Genomic DNA, 19,902 nt, shown 5'->3' on the forward strand with positions numbered 1-19,902 from the left:
GGCCCCTTTCTGTCTGCTCGCGTTACGACGCGAGACTTATTGCGCTGCTTCGTTCGCGTGGGCGATCGCCGTGCCGGACGCACGCTTGATGCTGTCCTGCACCACATTGCCCGAATGAATCATCGAAGCCATTACGGATTGCATCGCACCGAATGCGCTATCCGAGCTGAACGGCGTGGTCTGGCCGAAGCCCGAACCGAGTTGCGCCACGTTGGCGCCGAACTCTTCGCGTAGTGATTCGCCCGCCTTGGTCAGCGCCGCGGTGAATTGCGCGTCAATTTCCTTGACGTGCTGCGCGTATGACAAGGTGCGTTGAACCAGTTGCTGTTGCAAATCGGACGCGCCTGCGAACGGTGCCGCATTGAATTGCCCGGCCGACAGTGCGCTCTTGCTTTCGATGACGGTTGCCTTCATTGCCGCGAGATTGAGCTCGCCGAGCTTCTGCAGACACGCCAGCCCTTCGAGTTGCAGGTTGGTGAAGATGTTGAAAGTACGTTGGCCAAAGGCGGCGCCAGATTCGATCGCGGGGCTATGCATGATGATCTCCAAAGTGACCCAGCGCAGGCGCCCAAAGGATTTCGGAGGCCAGGTCTCAGGTGAGACGGCAGGTCGACGCGGCGCAGCGATTTTGCTGCGCTGCAACATGGATCACTCTATACCTTTGCAGCAGGATGTACAGCGTTTTCGTCAAGATGATTTGTCAGTCGAAAGGCATTGGGTGTGGGTCTGACGCGCGGGGATGCGCGAGGAAGAAGCGCAGCATTTCGGCGGTCGCGTCGGGGCCGGATGGGTCCGTGTACGTGCCGCGCTGACTGCCGCCTGCCCACGCGTGGCCCGCGCCGTGAATCGACCAGTACTCGGCTTCGACACCATTCGCCGCGACGAGCTTTCGCACCGTGCAACCACGCTGGCCGTTCACCGTGCCTGCAGTGTGCTGCGGCGGCTTGAGTGTCGTTGCGCCGGTGTCGAAATCCGCTACGAGCGCTGCGGCGTTCGAGGGATGCACCGTCGTGTCCGCATCGCCATGAAACACGATAAGCGGGCGCTGCGGTTCAACCCGTGAGTGGCTGCGATGCGCTTTGCCGCCTTTCATTGCGGCGAGCGCCGAAGGTAGATCCTTCGCGCTTCCATAGGCGAGGCCGGAATGCACGCAGGCCGCCGCGTACAAGTCGGGCGAGGTCTTCAGCATGATGTCCGCCATGGCGCCCCCTGCCGACAGACCCGCCACGTACACCCGCGCCGGATCGACGCGATAGCGCGCCATCACCTCGCGCGTGATGCCCGCGATCAACGCCGGTTCGCCCTGATCGCGCTGCTGGTCGGCAGGCTTGAACCAGTTCCAGCAGCCCGAATGATTAGCCGCTTGCGACTGATTCGGATACACGACGATGAAGCCATGACGCTCGGCCATTTCGTTCATGCGCGTGCCGGCCGCGAAGTCGTCGGCGTTTTGCGTGCAGCCGTGCAGCATCACGATGAGAGGCAACGGTTCGCTGCTGTAGACGGCGGGTACGTAGAGCTTGTATTGACGTTGACCCGCGCTGTTGCTGAATGTGTGAGTGCTGAAGGTGCCAGGCGTGTCGGCGTCGAAAGTGCGTTCGGCAGGGGCGTGTGGTGTGGCGTTGGCGTGGGATTGGGTGTAGCCCGGTGTTTGAGTTTGTGCCTGCTTCCAGGCTTGCGTCCATTCGTCGACGCTTTGCGGCATGTGCGGCGTTTGTGCATTGCCTGCGTTGGCCTTGTTGCCCGCGAGTGCGCGCTGAACCGCAGCGGTCGCTTCCTTCGGCCCCTTCGTGCGCAGCAGGTCGAAGGCTTCTTTCATCGACCTCAGGAAATTTTCATTCATGTTCATGATCGTAGGCGGTTAGGTTGGCTTGCGTAGGGCGTGGCTGGGTCAGGCGATGAGCGTCGCGGGTTCGACCGCGAGTTCAACTGCATGCGCAACCGTAGGATCAGCGACGCCAGGCCCGGTTACCTGATGCGGCCGGAGAGCGCAGCCTTGACCGCGGGCGACGCGTGAAATGCACCGAGCACCATCACCGACGCGATCGTGGCTGTGGCGAGTTCCGGCGGCACATCGGCTGCGATGCTGGCGAGACCGAGCACATGAATGTCCAGTCGTTCGTTCGCGGCTTGAGCGGCTTCGAGTTCCTGCCTTGAGAAGTGTTGCAGGCCGAGCACCAGCGCGCGCCGGGTTACCGTCTCCGTGACGACCTGCGCGTGGACGGCAAGCTGATTGCGGATCGCGGTGCGGATCAGGTCGGTGCGGTTCGAGTAAAAGCCTTCTTCGACGAGTAAGTCGATCTGGCCCAGATCGATGGGGCCGAGATTGATGGTGATTTTTTCGGTCTCGCCGCCTTTGGGGCGCGAGGTATCGATGAGTTTGAGGTTGGCCATTTCAGCTCCATTCGGCGTATGGGTGGCATCCATATGCCATCCAAATAACATCCAGTGGGATGGTTATACGCGAGTCGTTCGAAGAGCGTCAAGGACGAAATTGAGGGCCGGGAGAGATACAGGAACGGAAATCCGAGGCTGTTTGAGCGGCAGGGGCCGTTGGTGGAAAGGCGTGAGCAAACTATGTCAACACCTAACAACCCGAGGCAACTGCCGGCTTCGAAGTGGCGTGCGAACTCTTTCCACTCACTTCACTTACTCAAGCAAAGTCAACGAGCGGCTGCTTTTGTGGGTCGGGTGGACCTCTAAACGGCAGATCCCGGGGGAGCGGTTTTGTGGGCGGCTCCAGCGGCGGTTCTGGGGGCGTACTCGCCCTGGGCTTGACAGGCGAATCGTTCTTGACCGGATTGGACCTTGCTTGCATGGCAACCTCCGTATGGACTGGAACGTTCAGAACGCTCAAAGGCGTTTATTTACTATGCCTCTTGCTGGTCCGTGTTCCGTGAACGTATTCCGTGGGCGGAAACCAGAAGAAACATTGATTCTGCTGGGTAGAAGGCATGCTGCGTATATCGATCGGTGCTGTTATTTTTATATCCTGGGTTTTCGGGAGGTCGGCCTTATTCAGCCCGCCTAAATAGAAAATCGAGAAAGCCGCGGCGGTGAGCAGGGCTTCAACTACGACCAGGAGATTGATGTTGGAGATATTTTTTGCACGCTCATCGTTGATTTTTGCGTTGGTTTCCTGGCGCTCGAGATAATTTTCTATTAGAAATTTCTTAACCTCGGCTTCCGAAGTTATTCCTTGTGCGAGCGCAGCCTGGGGCGATTTTGCTATTGCTGCGTCCCACCCGCGCTTATATCTGTCCAGCTCCGTCGATACAGGAAGGGTTTTGTATGTATTTCTATGGAAGAGTGAACCTACTGAGGATCTGAAAAAGTAAAATCCGGATAAGAACAGCAAGGCAAAAGTGATCCCCAGAAGCGCAAAAAACAAATAATCCACGAGGCCATGCCGATGCTGGATATCGACGTTAGTCAGCAGAAAACTCAGCGCGCCAATAATCGCAGTAACCAGCGTGAGCGATGATTGCAGCCGTGCGTCGATCTTGTCGCGCAAGTCGAGTTCACGCCAGTGCTGGCTTTCGTAGAGATCTTCCGAGGTCAACATGCTGCGCCTCCTCAATCCGGCGAGTTATGAAGTTCTTTCCAGACATCCAAGCGGCACAGCACTGTTCATTGTAGTGAGGCGTTTTCCATTTTGAATCGATCAAAACCCGGATGAGGTAGCCGGTGTAATAAACGTCAGAGTGGTGCTACGTCCCGCGAGACCCCGAAATGAATGAGGGCGCCAAGGCGCCCTCATTTGATTGCCCAACGTCAGGCCGCGAGTAGCTCGAACCTGAATTTCTTGCCTAGCGCAGTGGCGGCGCTCGCAAGCGTCGTCAACGTCAAGCTGGTATCGGTCTCATCCAGCAGACGGTTAAGAGCCGCTCTGCTCGTCTTCATCCTCGCAGCCATCACGGACTTGGTGATGTGCTGCGCTTTCATTTCCTGCTCGATTTGCCACGCGATCACCCGTTTCATTGCGGTCGCTGTAGTTTCCTCAAGGATCGCTTCTTCGGCGAGGAACTCATCGAAGTCGCTTCCGATGTGCCTATTTGCCATGATGCACTCCATTGCTTTCTAAACTTTCTGGGCTACGTCAGCCTCGGCGTTTCGCTTTCTGTCTCTCTGCCTGCTTCAGCAGCTTCAATCTTGCGCCTGCTACATCCAGATCGTCTTTTGGCGTTTCCTGGGATTTCTTGATGAAGCCATGCAACAACACCATCTGGCTTCCAATCACAGTGAACAGGACCCGCGCAATCCGATTCGATAATGTAATCCGCACTTCATAAAGGTCCGTTCCCATTTTCCGGACCAGCGGCATACCCAACGGCCATCCAATCTGCACTGTCTTGATATCTTCGCCGATGGTCTTCTTGTCACGTGCGCCGAGCTCTTTTAGCCATTCGCGCACCGGTTCGTTGCCAACTTCAGAAGCAAAAAAACGAACAGTAAGAACCACCGTAACGGGACGGACCATGCAGGTTTCTAGCGGTAAGGAGATAAGACAAGTGTACCAAGTTTGGTACGTTTTTCAAGGACTAATATTAGCCTCTAGTACTTCCTGGGTAAGAATGGCGTCTAAGAGAGGTGGCATGGTTCCGAGCCACGCACCGACTCATTTGCTCCGCCGACGCCTCGAGAGGTGCGGCTGAACGCCCGCCCAGCCAGGCGGCCCGTTTGGCGATTGTCTCGTTTCCAGCAACAGTAATTTCATGTATTAGGCGTTTACCCTAATCAGCGACACTCCTAGACTGTGTTCATGGGTTGCAGACAAACGTGTTTGTAGCACCACAGAAAACAAATCTCTGGAGGTAGTAATCATGAAATCGCTCATCAAGGCAGTTGCTGTCGCACTCGTTCTCGCTGCTCCGGTTGCCTCGTTTGCCCAATCGAACCAGCCCCTGACCCGCGCCGAAGTCCGCGCTCAACTGATTCAACTCGAACAGGCTGGCTTCCACCCGGGCATTTCAGACCCGTACTACCCGGCCAACATTCAGGCTGCTGAAGCGCGCGTTGCTGCACAAAATGCCGACACGTCTGGCGTGGGTGGAGTGGTTAGCGGCTCGTCCGCAGCTGGCGCCCATGTCTATAAAAGCGAAGCCGAACGCACCGGTTCGCACTCGGTTTACTTCGGTCAATAACCGAACAGGTTGGCCCGGTCGGCGAGTCGTCTGCTGACCGGCGTCGACTTTGGCGCGCATGTCTTTTGCCCGCCGTCTTACACGATTGGCTCGCGAGCGGGGATGTCCTCGATCGCGAGCCAATTTCGTATCAATACCTCCGCCGCCAGGTTTGCTGGTGGCTTTGCCCAGCTCTACTGTCTGGGCCTTTTTCCCTTTACTGTCGCCTCGGGAAATAAGGTCATGACATCGACTTCGAAGTCCAATGCAACGGCTCGCTTCGTATTGAAAAGAGAGGGGTGGAGACCCGATCAGCGGATCCTAGGGGCAGGGGCGTCGACGGCCTCACAAACAGTCCGGACGTATGGTGTGCGCAATCCCATCCCATCTGCCCCATCGTTCACGAAGGTCCGGCAAAACGGACGCGTCCATGTGCGTGGCAGAGGCATGGTCGTATGGCCGTCTCTCTATGTCGCTATTTCCGGGTGCGGTCTCCTGGATTTGTCCCGGATCTCCTGAGCCGTCACTGTTGAAAATGTTGGGAGATTGCCCGGCTTGCGTCATGGCGCCCGACCGAAGTCGTGCGCCGGTTGGCGTGCACGAAAATCGAGAACGACAGTCATGGTCCGCTTACGTCTCTGACTTTATTTGCAGCTAGCGCTTGCATCAGAAAACTTTTTAGCCATACAATCTAATCACTGTTTAGATTGAAGGGTAGATCATGACTCGCACTTCATCGTCCGTTGGTACGGCACCCCTTCACGGGGCCGGGTTCCAGACGCTCAACTCCGAGGTGGTTATCGAAAACGTTCCGACAGAGGGCCGGTTTCCGGACTGGCTGTCAGGAAGCCTTTTGCGCAACGGGCCAGCGATGTTTGAGGCCGGCAGCGATCTGTTCAACCATCACTTTGACGGCTTCGCGATGCTCCATCGCTTTGGCTTTCGCGACGGCGAGGTGAGCTACCGCAACCGGTTCTTGCATAGCAGGGCGTATCAGTACGCGGTCGCGCACGGCAAGCCGGGTTACCCGGTATTTGCGACCCGGCTGGACCCAAGCCGTATTGACGAGATAACGGAGGAACTGAAGCGGGGCGAAACTCCCGACGTGAATGCCGGTGTTGCATTCGCGCGCTTTGCGGGCCAGCACGTCGCGCTAACTGATGGCAGCACGATTCCGATGGCGTTCGACGTCGAAACACTGGAGACGAAGGGGCCGATCGTCTGGGCCGATGTTCTTCAGCAACAGGACTGCGCCGGTAACAAGGTCGACTGGTTTCGGCGCTCAACGACAGCTCACTGCCAACTCGCACCCAACGGCGACGTCATCAACTATTTCACGCAGCCGGGAATGGGGCAGCAGGTGAATGCGTACAACTTCTACCGCATTCGCCCGGGCATGCTGATTCGCGAGCCGATCGGCGTTGTCCAGACTGATGCCCTCGCGTATGTCCACGCTTTCTGCGTGACCGAGCGTCATATCGTGTTCCCGGAAAGCCCGCTGCGATCAGACATGATGGTGCTTCGGGATGGCGGCTCTTACTTCGAGTCGCTGTCATGGCGCAAGGGGATCGCAATGAAGCTTCACGTTCTCGATCAGGCGACCGGACGCCTGGCAGGATGTTTCGAGGTGCGTCCATCGTACGTCATGCATACCATCAACGCCTACGATGAGGGTAACGAAATCGTCCTCGACGTCGCTGCGTACGACAATGGCGACCATGTCGCCGAACTGTGCCTCAATCCGGGGATGCGGCCGCCCGGCGGCCGCCTGACGCATGAGCGTATGCCCGAGCTTCGCTCTCATGCACGTCCCGTTCGGTTCCGGCTAAATCTGGTGACGGGAAAGGTAACGGAAGAAGAACTGGCGCCGCTGACTGTGGAACTGCCGACAATTGACTATTCGGCGCGAAATGGCCGTGGTTACAGCCGGTTTTACAGTACCGGCATCAACAACGATCCGGAAGCCATTTTCTATAATCAACTGGCTTCGGTCGACACGAAGTCGGGGAAATACGCTACGTGGTCGGAGGCCGGGCACTTTCCCGGCGAAGCGGTTTTCGTGAAGCGGCCGGGAGGGGAACGGGAAGACGATGGCGTGCTGCTTTCCGTCGTGCTGGATGGAAACGTCGGCAGGTCCTACCTGATGGCGCTCGATCCAATAACCCTGGAGCCAACCGCGAAAGCGTTTTTACCTCATCACATGCCCTGCGGGTTCCACGGTCAATTCGTATCGGAAGACGGCGCATGAGGCATGTCATTTCGGGGACCGGGTCCCTGCGTGATCGCTGTCCAGTGGCGGGAAAATGAGGGGCGGGCAACGCAGTTCGCGAAAATCGGGCAGAAGTGTCGTATGTGGCATGGTTTCTTTCGCGGTTCGCTGCAACAGGGCAAGCGCGTTTGCGAACGCTCAGGGAATTTCAGTGCGTGATTGATGTTCTGCTGCTGACGATAGCATTGCAGCATGTCGGGCGCTCTATGCGATAAAACCTGAACGTCGCCAACGTTGCCTCATGCGCCAGGCTGGCCAGCGGTACGCTCCGCATACTATGATGCGCGGAACACATGCAATGGTTCCCGTATATGTCTTCCGCATCCAATAAAGCTACAGCAGTCAGCGAGCGAAGCTACCACCATGGCGATCTACGACGGACCCTGCTTGAACACGGATGGGATACCGTCGTCGAGGGCGGTGGAAAGGACATAAGCCTGCGCGAGGTTGCGCGTAGAGCCGGTGTATCGCCGGGTGCAGCGTTTCACCATTTTCGGAACAAGGATGCGTTGCTCGCGGCGGTTTCGGTGGAAGGGTTCGCGCGGTTGACACAGATTCGGCAGAAACGGACCCGCTCTGTCAGCGACCCCAGAGAGAAGTTAAGAATTGTTCTGCACGCGTATGTTGAGTTCGCAATTCAATACCCTGCGATCTTTTTCCTGATGTTCCGGTACATCACAACTGCGCCTGATGACAGCGGGGAAGTCCGGATGGCGGCTCTCGCATCTTTTGACGTTGTACGTTCTGCGATCTCGGACGCCACTGGGGACGAGCGGGCCGAGTCGACGTTGACCGTCGACGCATGGGCAGCATGGGCCGCCATGCATGGCGCAGCAAGCCTGTTGGCCACTGCTGGACCGCGTGCCAGGGTGGACCCGGAAATCTCTACTGGCAGGCTTCTCGAACGTACCGTGAATATGGTCCTGGATGGTCTGGCGTGCACATATTGACAAGGCGTTGGCGATCCGTTTCGAATCGGAGATTTCTGTTCGTCGCACCAGATGTCTGCCGTGGCCTGTTGGCGTGAGTCGCTGTTAAATGACGGCAATTCCATTGGCGAGGCTACACCGCAAGACGATGGTTTCGAATTTATTGAAATTAAGTTGTCGACTTGTAAATATTTTTATATTTACATCAACACGATATCGTACTGCTCCTGGCTCAAATTCGACTCCACCTGCAACGACACCGGCTTGCCGATGAAGTCCATCAGCATGGCCAGATGCTGCGACTCTTCCTCCAGGAAAAGATCGATCACCTGCTGCGACGCCACCACGCGGAACTCGCGCGGATTGAACTGCCGCGACTCACGCAGAATTTCGCGCAGCACGTCGTAGCACACCGTGCGCGACGTCTTGACCTGCCCCTTGCCCTGGCAAACCGGGCAGGGCTCGCACAACACATGCGCCAACGATTCACGCGTACGCTTGCGTGTCATCTCCACGAGCCCGAGCTGCGAGAAACCATTCACCGTCACGCGTGTGCGATCGCGCGACAACGCCTTCTTCAACTCGCCGAGCACCTGATCGCGATGTTCGACGTTCTCCATATCGATGAAGTCGATGATGATCACGCCGCCCAGATTGCGCAGCCGCAATTGCCGCGCGATGGTGTGCGCGGCTTCGAGGTTGGTCTTGAAGATCGTATCGTCGAAGTTGCGTGCGCCGACGTAACCGCCGGTGTTCACGTCGATGGTGGTCATCGCTTCGGTCTGGTCGATCACCAGATAGCCGCCCGACTTCAGATCGACGCGGCGTGACAAGGCGCGCTGGATTTCCGCCTCGATGTTGTACAGATCGAAGAGCGGCCGCTCGCCGGTGTAATGATGCAGCTTTGACGACACGGCCGGCGTGAACTCCGCCGCGAAGTCGGCGAGCATCTGATAAGTCTCGCGCGAGTCGACCTGAATGCGCGAGGTCTCGTCATTCACGAAATCGCGCAGCACCCGTTGCGCGAGATTCAGGTCCTGATACAGCAGGCTGGTCGGCGGCATGCGCTGACCTTGCGAGATGATCGTCGCCCACGTCTTGCGCAGATACGCGACGTCTCCGGCCAACTCTTCGCTGGTCGCATCTTCAGCAATGGTGCGGACGATGTAGCCGCCCTTTTCATCAGCGGGCAGCACGGCGGTCAAACGCGCGCGCACGGCTTCGCGTTCGGCTTCGCTCTCGATCTTTTGCGAGATGCCGATGTGCGGCTCCTGCGGCAGATACACGAGCGTGCGCCCGGCGATACTCACCTGCGTGGACAGCCTCGCACCCTTGGTGCCGATCGGATCCTTCACGACCTGCACCATCAGCGTCTGACCTTCGAAGACGATCTTCTCGATCGGCTGATGCGGCGTCTGATGCTGCGGCTCACCCGCAATGCGCGGATGCCAGATATCCGCTATGTGCAGGAACGCGGCGCGTTCCAGACCGATGTCGATGAAGGCGGATTGCATGCCCGGCAACACGCGGACGACTTTGCCGAGATAGACATTGCCCACGCGTCCCCGCGACAGCGTTCGTTCGACGTGAAGTTCCTGGACGGCGCCTTGCTGGACGAGCGCGACGCGCGTTTCCTGCGGCGTGACATTGATCAGGATTTCTTCATTCATAGTGTTGTTTTAGAAGTCGATGCGCGCTGCGCGCAGAAGGGCAGCGGTTTCAAAAAGCGGCAAACCCATGATACCTGAATAGGACCCGTCGATATGTTCGATAAACTCCGCGGCGCGTCCCTGCACACCGTACGCGCCCGCCTTGCCGAGCGGCTCGCCGCTCGCGGCGTAGCGGCGCACGGCGTCCGCTTGCAGTGCAGCAAAACGCACTTTCGATACCGATAGTGCTGCCGGCAGTAAAGTGCCTTCCGCGTCGATCGTCGCGACGGCCGTCAGCACTTCGTGATCGCGGCCCGCGAGGCGCGTGAGCATCGCGATGGCGTCGTTGGCGTCGACGGGCTTGCCGAGAATCGCGTCGTCGATCGTGACGGTGGTGTCGGCCACCAGGATCGGCCGGGCGGCATGTCCACCTGCCACGAGACGCGCGCGCGCAGCGTGCGCCTTGGCGATACACACGCGCTGCACGTAGTCGCGCGCACGCTCGCCGGGTAACTCGACTTCGAGCGCTTCGGCATCTTCATCGGGACGCGGCAGCAGCAATTCAAAACGCACGCCGAGCTGTTGCAACAGCTCCTGACGGCGCGGACTCTGGGACGCGAGGTAAACGAATGGATGCAGCGAAGCGGCGGACGTGGGCATGAACGGGTCTCGATAAGGCGGGTTGCGTCGATGCGCGAGGAGCGCGCGACGCGCTTGTCAGTTAAGCGTCGATTAGCGTGTCAAAGGACGCAACACAAAGCGCGTCGCTAAGCGCGCCGACAGACGGGTCTGCAGCGTATCTGCAAACGCGTCGATCAGCGCAGCCAACGAGACAGAAAACGCGCGATCTGTCAGCCGCCTGATTCGCTCACACGCGATGATAGGGGTGATTTTGCGTGATGGTCCACGCGCGGTAAAGCTGTTCGGCGAGCAGCACGCGCACCATGGCGTGCGGCAGTGTCAGGCTTGAGACACGCAGCAGCATATCGGCGCGCGCTTTCAGATCGGGATCGAGCCCGTCGGCGCCCCCGATCAGAAACGCCACGTCGCGGCCGTCCTGCTGCCAGCCGGGCAGGGCGCCGGCGAGCTGCATGGTGGTCCAGTCCTTGCCGCGCTCGTCGAGCGCGACGATGCGCGCGTTCTTCGGCAACGCAGCTTCGATTTTCTGCCGTTCGGCTGCCATCACGCTTTCGGCCGGCCGTCCCGACGAACGCTGCTCGGGCTTGATCTCGCGCAGCTCGATGCGCAGCTCGGGCGGCATGCGTTTCGCGTATTCGTCGAAGCCGGTAGCGATCCAGTCCGGCATCTTGTGGCCGACGGCGAGGATGTGCAGTTTCATGAGTGCTGTTATCGAGGAGGCAATCGCTGCAATCGCGGACGCAATAGTGGACGCAAGCGCGGACTACGCGTTCGCAGACGCAGGCGGTTTGCCAGCCGGCTGCTTACTTGCGGCGTGCCGGCGTCTTGCGGGCGGTTTTCTTCGCGGCCGGCGCTTCGTCCTCTTCGTCCTCGTCGTCGGATTCGCTCGCGCTGGCGCCGCCGAACGGATCCGGCGTGGACAGCTTGATGCGCACCGGCTTGTCACCCCAGATTTCTTCGAGGTTGTAGTACTGGCGCAGCGCCGGTTGCAGGATGTGCACGATTGCGTCGCCGCAATCGACCAGCACCCATTCGCCGACGTCGTCACCTTCGGTGCTGATGACGTCGCCGCCGTTTTCCTTGACGCTCTCGCGCACGCTGGAAGCGAGTGCCTTGGTCTGGCGGTTCGAGGTGCCGGAGGCGACGATCACGCGATCGAACAGCGCGGTCAGGTGGCTGGTGTTGAACACCTTGATGTCTTGCGCTTTGACGTCTTCGAGAGCGTCGACGATCACGCGTTGCAGTTTGCGAATATCCATGGGGTTACCGGTGGTACAGATGATGTTGAAGAATATAGTCCCACACCGCAGTGGGGACATGGCTCGCGGCGGCCTGGTCTTGCGGTTCGCCGCCCACGTGGGCGAGTCGTTGGCTCACCTGTTCGCGCAGATGCGCGCGAATGTCGGTGGCCGAGACGTTGAACGCAAGCGTCGTATCGATCAGCAAGTGGCCGCAGGGCGTGGCTTGCAGAACGTCGGCGCGGGCACGGCGCGCGTCGATTTCTTTCGCGACCACGGACGGAATCGACGCAAGGTCGAAACCGGGGCGCGTGGCCGCGCAGATGTGAGCGAAGTCGAACAGGCGCCGCCAGTCGCGCCATGTATCGAGATGCACCAGTTGATCCGCGCCGATCAGCAGCGCGATCGATGCATCCGGACCTTCGCGTTCACGCCACAACTGCAGCGTGTTGATCGTGTATGTCGGGCCGTCGTGCTCGATCTCGTCGGTCGCCACCCGCACGGTCACGCCCGGCAGCACCAACGCTGTAGCGGCGGCGCGGGTCATGGCCAGCCTGTGAACAGCCGCTGACACGTCCGTTTTCTGCCACGGCTGGCCGGCCGGCAGCAGCACCAGCTCGGTCAGATTCAGCACCTCGGCGAAACGCCGTGCGAGCGCGAGATGGCCGTCGTGGATCGGATCGAAAGTGCCGCCGAGCAGTCCGATCCGGCGAGGCAGGGCGACAGGATGAGCGTTCGGCTTCAGGTGAAGATCCTTTGTCGTGGTCACGTGGCGTGCGGTGCGGGCTTAACCGGGCCCAAACGGGCCCAAACGGGCCTAAGCGGGCCTAAAGCCTCACACCCACTCGCGCGGCACGAGAAAATCGCTGTAAAGACGCGCTTCCGGCGTGCCCGGTTCGGGCTGCCAGTTGTAGCGCCAGTTCACCACAGGCGGCATCGACATCAGAATCGATTCGGTGCGTCCGCCGCTCTGCAGCCCGAACAGTGTGCCACGGTCGAAGACCAGATTGAACTCGACGTAGCGGCCGCGCCGGTATGCCTGGAAGTCCCGCTCGGCTTCACCGTACGGAATGTTGCGGCGCTTTTCGATGATCGGCATATACGCTTTGAGGAATCCTTCGCCGACGCTTTTCAGCATCGCGAACGATTGATCGAAGCCCGGCGCCGAGAAATCGTCGAAGAAAATCCCGCCGATGCCACGTGGTTCGTTGCGGTGCTTGAGGAAGAAATACTCGTCGCACCAGCGCTTGAAACTCGGGTAGAGGTCGGCGCCATAAGGCTGCAGCGCGTCGCGGCAGACGCGATGGAAATGCTGCGCGTCTTCTTCGTAACCGTAGTACGGCGTCAGATCCATGCCGCCGCCGAACCAGAACACCGGTTCTTCGCCGGGCTTGGTCGCGATCAGCAGACGCACGTTCATATGCACGGTCGGGCAGTGCGGATTGTGCGGGTGCAGCACGAGCGAAACGCCCATGGCTTCAAAACCACGGCCGGCCAGTTGCGGACGCGCGGCGCTCGCCGAAGCGGGCAACGCGTCGCCTGCTACGTCCGAAAAGCCGATACCGGCTCGCTCGAAGAAGTTGCCGCCTTCCAGAATCCGCGTGTAGCCGCCGCCGCGCAGCTTTTCGCCGGGGGCGCGTTGCCATGCGTCGGTCGCGAACGGCTTACCGTCGAACGCGCCGAGCGTGTCCGCGATATGCGTTTGCAGGCCTTGCAGCCAGCTGCGCACGGCCTGTGCGTCATAGCTCGAATCGGTCATGAATGCAGATGCTGAGGGCGGCACGCTCGTCGTGCCGCGGGTTCTTCGTGAAGGGCGACGGCCGGGCCTTCGTCGGGATATTCCCGCGAAGGCGCGGCGCGACGGTGGTTCGCGCCGGGTGAAATGCCGATCAGCCGGGGTGAGCCCACATGGTGCGGTGGGCGCCGCAACGGTCGCGAAAACCCGCAGTGTAGCGCCGTTGGCGCCGCACGCGGGTGAGTGGGGCGGGCTTAGTGCTTGCCTTCGGTCTTGGCGTCGTGCTTGCGGTTCAATGCGCGGTAGCCGATATCGCGGCGATATTGCATGCCGTCGAACGAGATCTGGTTGATCGTCTCATACGCGACCGATTGCGCGCTGCGCACGGAATCCGCCAGACCGACCACACACAACACGCGGCCGCCCGAAGTGGTGAGCTTGCCGTCCGTCAGTGTGGTGCCGGCGTGGAACGTGACCGAATCATCGGTCTCAGCCGGGATATCGCTGATCCGGTCGCCCTTGCGCGGCGTGTCCGGATAGTTGTGCGCCGCGAGCACGACGCCCAGCGCGGTGCGGCGGTCCCATTCCAGTTCGATCGTGTTCAGCGTGCCGGCAATCGCCTGCTCGACCACCTTCGAAAAATCGCCTTTCAGACGCGCCATGATCGGCTGCGTTTCCGGGTCGCCCATCCGGCAGTTGAATTCGAGCGTTTTCGGGTTGCCTTGCGCGTCGATCATCAGGCCGGCGTACAGAAAGCCGGTGAAGCGGATGCCTTCTTTCTCCATGCCACGCACGGTCGGCTGGATGATTTCGCGCATCACGCGCGCATGCAGTTGCGGCGTGACGATCGGCGCGGGCGAATAAGCGCCCATGCCGCCGGTGTTCGGGCCCTGGTCGGCGTCGAGCAGGCGCTTGTGATCCTGGCTCGATGCGAGCGCCAGCACATGCTTGCCGTCCACCATCACGATGAAGCTGGCTTCTTCGCCGGCGAGGAATTCCTCGATCACGACGCGCGCGCCGGCATCGCCCAGCTTGTTGTCCGACAGCATCATGTCGACGGCGGCGTGCGCTTCTTCCAGCGTTTGCGCAACCACGACACCCTTGCCGGCAGCGAGGCCGTCGGCCTTGATCACGATCGGCGCGCCCTTGGCGTCCAGATACGCGTGCGCGGCGGCGACGTCGGCGAAGGTTTCGTACTCGGCCGTCGGGATCGCGTGACGCTTCATGAACGCCTTGGCGAAATCTTTCGAGCTTTCGAGCTGCGCGGCTTCCTTGCTCGGCCCGAAAATCTTCAGACCGCGCGAGCGGAACAGATTGACGATACCTGCAGCGAGCGGACCTTCCGGGCCGACCAGCGTGAAGGCGATCTGTTCTTTCTCGACGAAATCGGCGAGTTCGGCCGGATCGGTGATGTCGATGTTGCGCAGACGCTCGTCCTGGGCGGTGCCGCCATTGCCGGGCGCAACGTAGACGAGCTGAACCCGCGGCGATTGCGCGAGCTTCCATGCCAGCGCATGTTCGCGACCGCCGGAACCGACGACGAGTAACTTCATGTGAATCCCCGAGACTTAAAAACCATAAACGGCTGAAGCATGACGCTCAGCCGTGGAATAACAGCGAGGTTTGCAATGGGCCCGCAGCCAGGTAGCGGCGCAGGGCACATAGCGAACCCGGGTGGCGGCGGTGCGGACAGGCCTGAACCAATCTCCGACCCACGCCCGCTCAGCAGCAACGCGAGGATGACCGGCGCAGCGTTGCATATATGGCGTGGGGTTCGGTGCCGACCCACGCGTTACATATGCGACGCCATGCAACGCCCCGCCGCGACACGCTCACTCGTCGGCGATCGCGGCGTTTGTATAGACTTCCTGCACGTCGTCCAGATTTTCCAGCGCGTCGAGCAATTTCTGCATTTTCACCGCGTCGTCGCCCGTGAATTCGACTTCCGTCTGAGGTTTCATCGTCACCTCGGCCACTTCGGCCTTGAAGCCCGCGGCTTCGAGCGCGGTCTTCACCTTCGGGAAATCGTTCGGCGGGCACAGCACCTCGATACTGCCGTCTTCGTTCGTGACGACGTCGTCGGCGCCGGCTTCGAGCGCGGCTTCCATCAGCTTGTCTTCCGGCGTGCCGGGCGCGAACAGGAACTGGCCGACGTGATCGAACATGAACGACACCGAGCCGTCTGTGCCCATGTTGCCGCCGTTCTTCGAGAACGCGTGACGCACGTCCGCCACCGTGCGGGTGCGGTTGTCGGTCATGGTGTCCACGATCACCGCCGCGCCGCCGATGCCGTAGCCTTCGTAGCGGATTTCTTCGTAGTTTGCACCGTCGACACCGCCCACGCCGCGCTGGATCGCACGGTTGACGTTATCTTTCGGCATGTTGGCGTCGTATGCCTTTTCGACGGCGAGCCGCAGGCGCGGGTTCGAGTCGATGTCGCCGCCACCCATGCGGGCCGCCACCTGAATTTCCTTGATGAGCCGCGTCCAGACCTTGCCGCGCTTGGCGTCTGCCGCAGCTTTCTTATGCTTGATGTTGGCCCATTTGCTATGACCCGCCATACTTTTCTCCGTCGCGCGCGCCAGTGGGGCGCACGCATAGTGCAATTGTCGTTGCGATGCCGGGCGCGCCGCGCTGCTGATTGCGGCCTTGCGCCTCGATGTCAAACCGCTCGGCGCCGGACCGCCCGGTGTCGGACTTTCCTCAGCTTGATCGCGCCCGGCCAGGTCCGGCTAGCGGGACCGAAGGCCGGCAGCGCGGTGGGGGCGGGGCAGTGTGGTCAGCGGGCGGCACAGCGGCGCCTCAACCGTGCCGGTCCCGGCAGACGCCGCGTCAAGGCGCGATGCGCCGGGTGGCAGTGCAAGTTGAGTCGCTCTTTGAGCGGATCCGAATTTTATCACGCCGCGAGGGCGCGGCAGAGAGGGGCGTAGCTGGAAACTGCCCGGAAATTAAGCGACGGCAGCGTTTTGCGCGCGCAGCCGCCGCCGCTTTCTTCAGGCCGCGGTCAGTTTTTCGTGCCGAACAGGCGGTCGCCGGCGTCGCCGAGGCCCGGCACGATGTACGCGTGCTCGTTCAGGTGCGAATCGAGCGAGGCCACGTACAGCTTGACGTCCGGATGCGCGTCCTGGAACACCTGGACGCCTTCCGGCGCGGCCACCAGCGCGAGGAACATGATGTTCTCGCCGGCCACGTTGCGGCGCTTGAGCACGTCCACCGCGTGCACGGCCGAGTAGCCGGTCGCGACCATCGGATCGCACAGAATGAACACGCGGTCTTCCAGATCCGGCAGGCGCACCAGATACTCGACCGGGCGATGGTCCTCGGCGCGATACACGCCGATGTGGCCCACGCGCGCCGACGGCACCAGTTCCAGCAGGCCGTCCGACATGCCGATGCCGGCCCGCAGCACCGGCACGATCGCCAGTTTCTTGCCGGCGATCACCGGCGCGTCGATCTCGACCAGCGGTGTGGTGAGGCGGCGCGTGGTCATCGGCAGGTTGCGGGTGATTTCGTAGCCCATCAGCAGCGTGATCTCGCGCAGCAGTTCGCGGAACGTGCGGGTCGAGGTGTCCCGATCGCGCATATGCGACAGCTTGTGCTGGATCAGCGGGTGATCGAGGATGAAAAGATTGGGAAAACGGCTGTCCTGGGTCATGGCGGGGGCGCAAGCGGCGGCTAGAGGGATCGGTTCGGCGCTCCGCTCGGCTTGAAACCGGCAGCGGACACGCCACGGCGCAAGTTTACCGAAAGAGTGGCGCCGGAAGATACCGGAGATTGCAGTGACCTGGCACAGTCCGGCACCGATTCTTCTAGAATCGGGGGAAACTTTGCAACGACGGGGCAACTGCGGGACCGTCCCCGCGCCACGGCTTCGCCACGAGGATACACACATGGACATGGGAATCGCAGGACGCACCGCGCTGGTTTGCGCGGCCAGCAAGGGTCTGGGGCGCGGCTGCGCGGAAGCGCTGGCCGCCGAAGGCGTCAACCTGACCATCGTCGCGCGCACGGCGGAGACGCTGGAGGCGACCGCCGCCGAGATCCGCAGGCAGAGCGGCGTGGACGTGAAAACAGTGGCGTGCGACATCACCACGCCCGAAGGACGCGCCGCGGCGCTTGCAGCCTGTCCGCAGCCGGATATTCTGGTCAACAACGCCGGCGGCCCGCCGCCGGGCGACTTCCGCAACTTCACGCACGAAGACTGGATTCGCGCGCTGGAGAGCAACATGCTCACGCCGATCGAACTGATCCGCGCGACCGTCGACGGGATGAGCGAGCGCGGCTTTGGGCGCATCGTCAACATCACGAGCTCGGCGGTCAAGGCGCCGATCGACGTGCTCGGCCTGTCCAATGGTGCGCGCTCGGGGCTGACCGGCTTCATTGCGGGACTCGCGCGCAGCAAGGTGGCGGCCTCGGGCGTGACGATCAACAACTTGCTGCCGGGTCTGTTCGACACCGATCGCATCGCCACCACCTTCACGGCGCAAGCCAAGGCGCAAAACATTTCCGTCGACGATGCGCGCAAGCAGCGCATGAAGACGATCCCCGCCGGCCGTTTCGGCAATCGCGACGAATTCGGCCGCGCCTGTGCGTTTCTGTGCAGCGTGCATGCCGGCTATATCACCGGCCAGAACTGGCTGATCGACGGCGGCAGTTATCCCGGTACGTTCTGAGCGGGCACGCTCTGACGCACCCGCATCCTCTTCATTACAACAACGACAATCACAACGGTTTCAGGAGTCTTACGTCATGACCACCCGCATTGCGCTGATTGCGCACGATCACAAGAAAGACGACATCGTCAAACTGGCCGGCGAATACGTCGATACGCTCAGCCGCTGCGAGATCGTCGCGACCGGCACGACGGGCACGCGCATTGGCGATGCGCATGGCCTGAAGGTTGAGCGCATGTTGTCCGGCCCGCACGGCGGCGATCTGCAGATCGGCGCGCAGCTCGCGGAAGGGCGGGTGGACATGGTGATTTTCCTGCGCGACCCGATGACGCCGCAGCCGCACGAACCGGATATCAACGCGCTGGTGCGTGCCTGCGACGTTCACAACATTCCGTGCGCCACCAATATTTCGACCGCGCGCATGATTCTCGACGTGCTGACCTTGCGTCTCACGCAGCAGGTCTGAACCCACGCGCTGGCGCTTCACGATCAAGCTAAGCTGAATGAATCACACATCAAGGAGACATTGATGGTCAAAGCAATCCGATTCGATAAAACCGGCGGCCCGGAGGTCATGAAATGGGTCGACGTCGAAGTAGGCGAGCCAGGTGCGGGCGAGATTCGCATCAGGCAGACAGCGGTCGGCCTGAACTATATCGACGTGTATTTCCGCACGGGTTTGTATCCGCTGCCGTTGCCCGGCGGTCTCGGCATGGAAGCGGCCGGTGAAGTGACGGCGGTCGGCGCGGGCGTGACCGGTCTCAAAGCGGGCGATCGCGTGGCGTATGTTGCGCGTCCGCCTGGCGCCTATACCCAGGAGCGCGTGCTGGCGGCGGCGCAAGTCGTCAAGGTGCCGGACGCGTTGAGCGACGAGCAGGCGGCCTCCGTCATGCTGCAAGGGTTGACCGCGCAATATCTGCTGCGTCGCACGTATCCGGTGAAGGCCGGCGACACGATCCTGATCCAGGCTGCGGCCGGCGGTGTGGGTCTGCTGGCTTGCCAGTGGGCGAAGGCGCTCGGCGCAACGGTGATCGGCACGGTCGGTTCCGATGAAAAAGCCGAAATCGCCAAAGCGCACGGCTGCGATCACGCGATCGTCTACACCCGCGAAAACTTCACCAAGCGCGTGCGCGAGATCACCAACGGCGCGGGTGTGCCGGTGGTGTACGACTCGATCGGTAAAGACACGTTTACGGGCTCGCTCGACTGTCTCGCGCCGCTCGGCATGTTCGTGAGTTTCGGCAATGCGTCGGGGCCGTTGCCGCCGATCGATTCGTCGGAATTCGCCGGACGTGGTTCGCTGTTCTTCACACGCCCCACGCTCTTCACCTATATCGCCAAACGCAGCGACTATGAGGCGATGTCCTCGGAACTGTTCGACGTGCTGGTATCGGGCAAGGTGAAGGCGAGCATCAATCAGCGCTACGCACTGGCCGATGTCGGGAAGGCGCATGCGGATCTTGAAGGACGCCGCACCACGGGTTCGACGGTGTTGCTGCCGTAAGGCGTCTGGCGTAAGCGCTGCGGCCAGGCCGGCGCGCGCAATACCGCAAACCTATACCGTATCAGCACAAGGCCGCTCCATCTAACGATGGAGCGGCCTTTTCCGTTTACGCGATTTTTATACCCCATCTCAGATCTTTGACC

At 61.0% G+C, this 19,902-nt stretch carries 21 protein-coding genes; 6 read left to right on the forward strand and 15 right to left on the reverse strand.

The genetic code is table 11. The annotated features are described in order from the left end of the window. Nucleotides 1–36: 36 nt before the first annotated feature. From PQQ95_RS28990 to PQQ95_RS29015, 6 genes are all read right to left on the reverse strand, one after another. Nucleotides 37–537, reverse strand: coding sequence for a phasin family protein (locus PQQ95_RS28990; RefSeq protein ID WP_408443782.1), 501 nt, complete (start codon nucleotides 535–537; stop codon nucleotides 37–39). 163 nt (nucleotides 538–700) lie between these two features. Beyond that, complete coding sequence (locus PQQ95_RS28995) at nucleotides 701–1,849, reverse strand: extracellular catalytic domain type 1 short-chain-length polyhydroxyalkanoate depolymerase (RefSeq protein ID WP_408443784.1); 1,149 nt, start codon at nucleotides 1,847–1,849, stop codon at nucleotides 701–703. A gap of 119 nt (nucleotides 1,850–1,968) precedes the next feature. Continuing rightward, the gene (locus tag PQQ95_RS29000; protein ID WP_408443786.1) at nucleotides 1,969–2,394 is read right to left on the reverse strand and encodes a ribbon-helix-helix domain-containing protein; all 426 of its coding nucleotides are present in this window, start codon (nucleotides 2,392–2,394) and stop codon (nucleotides 1,969–1,971) included. A gap of 469 nt (nucleotides 2,395–2,863) precedes the next feature. Then, entirely contained in the window at nucleotides 2,864–3,565 is a 702-nt protein-coding gene (locus tag PQQ95_RS29005) for a hypothetical protein (protein ID WP_408443789.1), read from the reverse strand. Between the two features lie 209 nt (nucleotides 3,566–3,774). Continuing rightward, nucleotides 3,775–4,062 (reverse strand): Fis family transcriptional regulator, encoded by a 288-nt coding sequence (locus tag PQQ95_RS29010; protein WP_408443791.1) that lies wholly within the window; start codon nucleotides 4,060–4,062, stop codon nucleotides 3,775–3,777. A gap of 37 nt (nucleotides 4,063–4,099) precedes the next feature. After that, nucleotides 4,100–4,480, reverse strand: a complete 381-nt coding sequence (locus tag PQQ95_RS29015; protein ID WP_408443794.1) for a type II toxin-antitoxin system RelE/ParE family toxin — start codon at nucleotides 4,478–4,480, stop codon at nucleotides 4,100–4,102. A gap of 343 nt (nucleotides 4,481–4,823) precedes the next feature. Between PQQ95_RS29015 and PQQ95_RS29020 the strand changes: the two genes are divergently transcribed. From PQQ95_RS29020 to PQQ95_RS29030, 3 genes are all read left to right on the forward strand, one after another. Beyond that, complete coding sequence (locus PQQ95_RS29020) at nucleotides 4,824–5,144, forward strand: DUF4148 domain-containing protein (RefSeq protein ID WP_408443796.1); 321 nt, start codon at nucleotides 4,824–4,826, stop codon at nucleotides 5,142–5,144. A 700-nt stretch (nucleotides 5,145–5,844) separates the two neighbouring features. Further along, nucleotides 5,845–7,371 carry a carotenoid oxygenase family protein gene (locus tag PQQ95_RS29025; protein ID WP_408443797.1) on the forward strand — a complete coding sequence of 509 codons (1,527 nt, stop codon included), beginning with the start codon at nucleotides 5,845–5,847 and terminating at the stop codon, nucleotides 7,369–7,371. Nucleotides 7,372–7,685: 314 nt separating this feature from the next. Continuing rightward, entirely contained in the window at nucleotides 7,686–8,342 is a 657-nt protein-coding gene (locus tag PQQ95_RS29030) for a TetR/AcrR family transcriptional regulator (RefSeq protein ID WP_408443800.1), read from the forward strand. Between the two features lie 179 nt (nucleotides 8,343–8,521). Here the strand turns inward: PQQ95_RS29030 and rng are convergent, their stop codons facing one another. The 9 genes from rng to upp form a co-directional block, all read right to left on the reverse strand. Next, a complete protein-coding gene (gene rng, locus PQQ95_RS29035) occupies nucleotides 8,522–9,991 on the reverse strand; it encodes a ribonuclease G (RefSeq protein WP_408443801.1) in 1,470 nt (489 codons plus the stop codon). 9 nt (nucleotides 9,992–10,000) lie between these two features. After that, nucleotides 10,001–10,630, reverse strand: coding sequence for a Maf family protein (locus tag PQQ95_RS29040; RefSeq protein ID WP_408443804.1), 630 nt, complete (start codon nucleotides 10,628–10,630; stop codon nucleotides 10,001–10,003). Nucleotides 10,631–10,838: 208 nt separating this feature from the next. Then, nucleotides 10,839–11,309 (reverse strand): 23S rRNA (pseudouridine(1915)-N(3))-methyltransferase RlmH, encoded by a 471-nt coding sequence (rlmH, locus tag PQQ95_RS29045; RefSeq protein ID WP_093639533.1) that lies wholly within the window; start codon nucleotides 11,307–11,309, stop codon nucleotides 10,839–10,841. 103 nt (nucleotides 11,310–11,412) lie between these two features. Next, nucleotides 11,413–11,868 carry a ribosome silencing factor gene (gene rsfS, locus PQQ95_RS29050; protein WP_408443807.1) on the reverse strand — a complete coding sequence of 152 codons (456 nt, stop codon included), beginning with the start codon at nucleotides 11,866–11,868 and terminating at the stop codon, nucleotides 11,413–11,415. Nucleotides 11,869–11,872: 4 nt separating this feature from the next. Then, on the reverse strand, nucleotides 11,873–12,616 hold the full coding sequence (locus tag PQQ95_RS29055) for a nicotinate-nucleotide adenylyltransferase (RefSeq protein WP_408443810.1): 744 nt from the start codon (nucleotides 12,614–12,616) through the stop codon (nucleotides 11,873–11,875). 66 nt (nucleotides 12,617–12,682) lie between these two features. Beyond that, nucleotides 12,683–13,606 (reverse strand): oxygen-dependent coproporphyrinogen oxidase, encoded by a 924-nt coding sequence (gene hemF, locus PQQ95_RS29060; protein WP_408443812.1) that lies wholly within the window; start codon nucleotides 13,604–13,606, stop codon nucleotides 12,683–12,685. Nucleotides 13,607–13,836: 230 nt separating this feature from the next. Further along, on the reverse strand, nucleotides 13,837–15,135 hold the full coding sequence (gene purD / locus PQQ95_RS29065) for a phosphoribosylamine--glycine ligase (protein WP_408443814.1): 1,299 nt from the start codon (nucleotides 15,133–15,135) through the stop codon (nucleotides 13,837–13,839). Between the two features lie 279 nt (nucleotides 15,136–15,414). Beyond that, a complete protein-coding gene (locus PQQ95_RS29070) occupies nucleotides 15,415–16,143 on the reverse strand; it encodes a YebC/PmpR family DNA-binding transcriptional regulator (protein WP_408443816.1) in 729 nt (242 codons plus the stop codon). Nucleotides 16,144–16,586: 443 nt separating this feature from the next. Continuing rightward, nucleotides 16,587–17,237, reverse strand: coding sequence for a uracil phosphoribosyltransferase (gene upp / locus PQQ95_RS29075; RefSeq protein ID WP_012432337.1), 651 nt, complete (start codon nucleotides 17,235–17,237; stop codon nucleotides 16,587–16,589). A 235-nt stretch (nucleotides 17,238–17,472) separates the two neighbouring features. Here upp and PQQ95_RS29080 point away from each other — a divergent pair, with 235 nt between their 5' ends. The 3 genes from PQQ95_RS29080 to PQQ95_RS29090 all read left to right on the forward strand — a co-directional run bounded on the left by PQQ95_RS29080 (nucleotide 17,473) and on the right by PQQ95_RS29090 (nucleotide 19,759). Next, nucleotides 17,473–18,255, forward strand: a complete 783-nt coding sequence (locus tag PQQ95_RS29080) for an SDR family oxidoreductase (protein WP_408443819.1) — start codon at nucleotides 17,473–17,475, stop codon at nucleotides 18,253–18,255. A 76-nt stretch (nucleotides 18,256–18,331) separates the two neighbouring features. Then, nucleotides 18,332–18,721 carry a methylglyoxal synthase gene (locus PQQ95_RS29085; RefSeq protein WP_408443822.1) on the forward strand — a complete coding sequence of 130 codons (390 nt, stop codon included), beginning with the start codon at nucleotides 18,332–18,334 and terminating at the stop codon, nucleotides 18,719–18,721. A gap of 63 nt (nucleotides 18,722–18,784) precedes the next feature. Beyond that, on the forward strand, nucleotides 18,785–19,759 hold the full coding sequence (locus tag PQQ95_RS29090) for a quinone oxidoreductase family protein (RefSeq protein WP_408443824.1): 975 nt from the start codon (nucleotides 18,785–18,787) through the stop codon (nucleotides 19,757–19,759). The last annotated feature ends 143 nt before the right edge of the window (nucleotides 19,760–19,902 follow it).

It is taken from the genome of Paraburkholderia caffeinilytica, assembly GCF_046030355.1.
GTDB lineage: Bacteria > Pseudomonadota > Gammaproteobacteria > Burkholderiales > Burkholderiaceae > Paraburkholderia > Paraburkholderia caffeinilytica_B.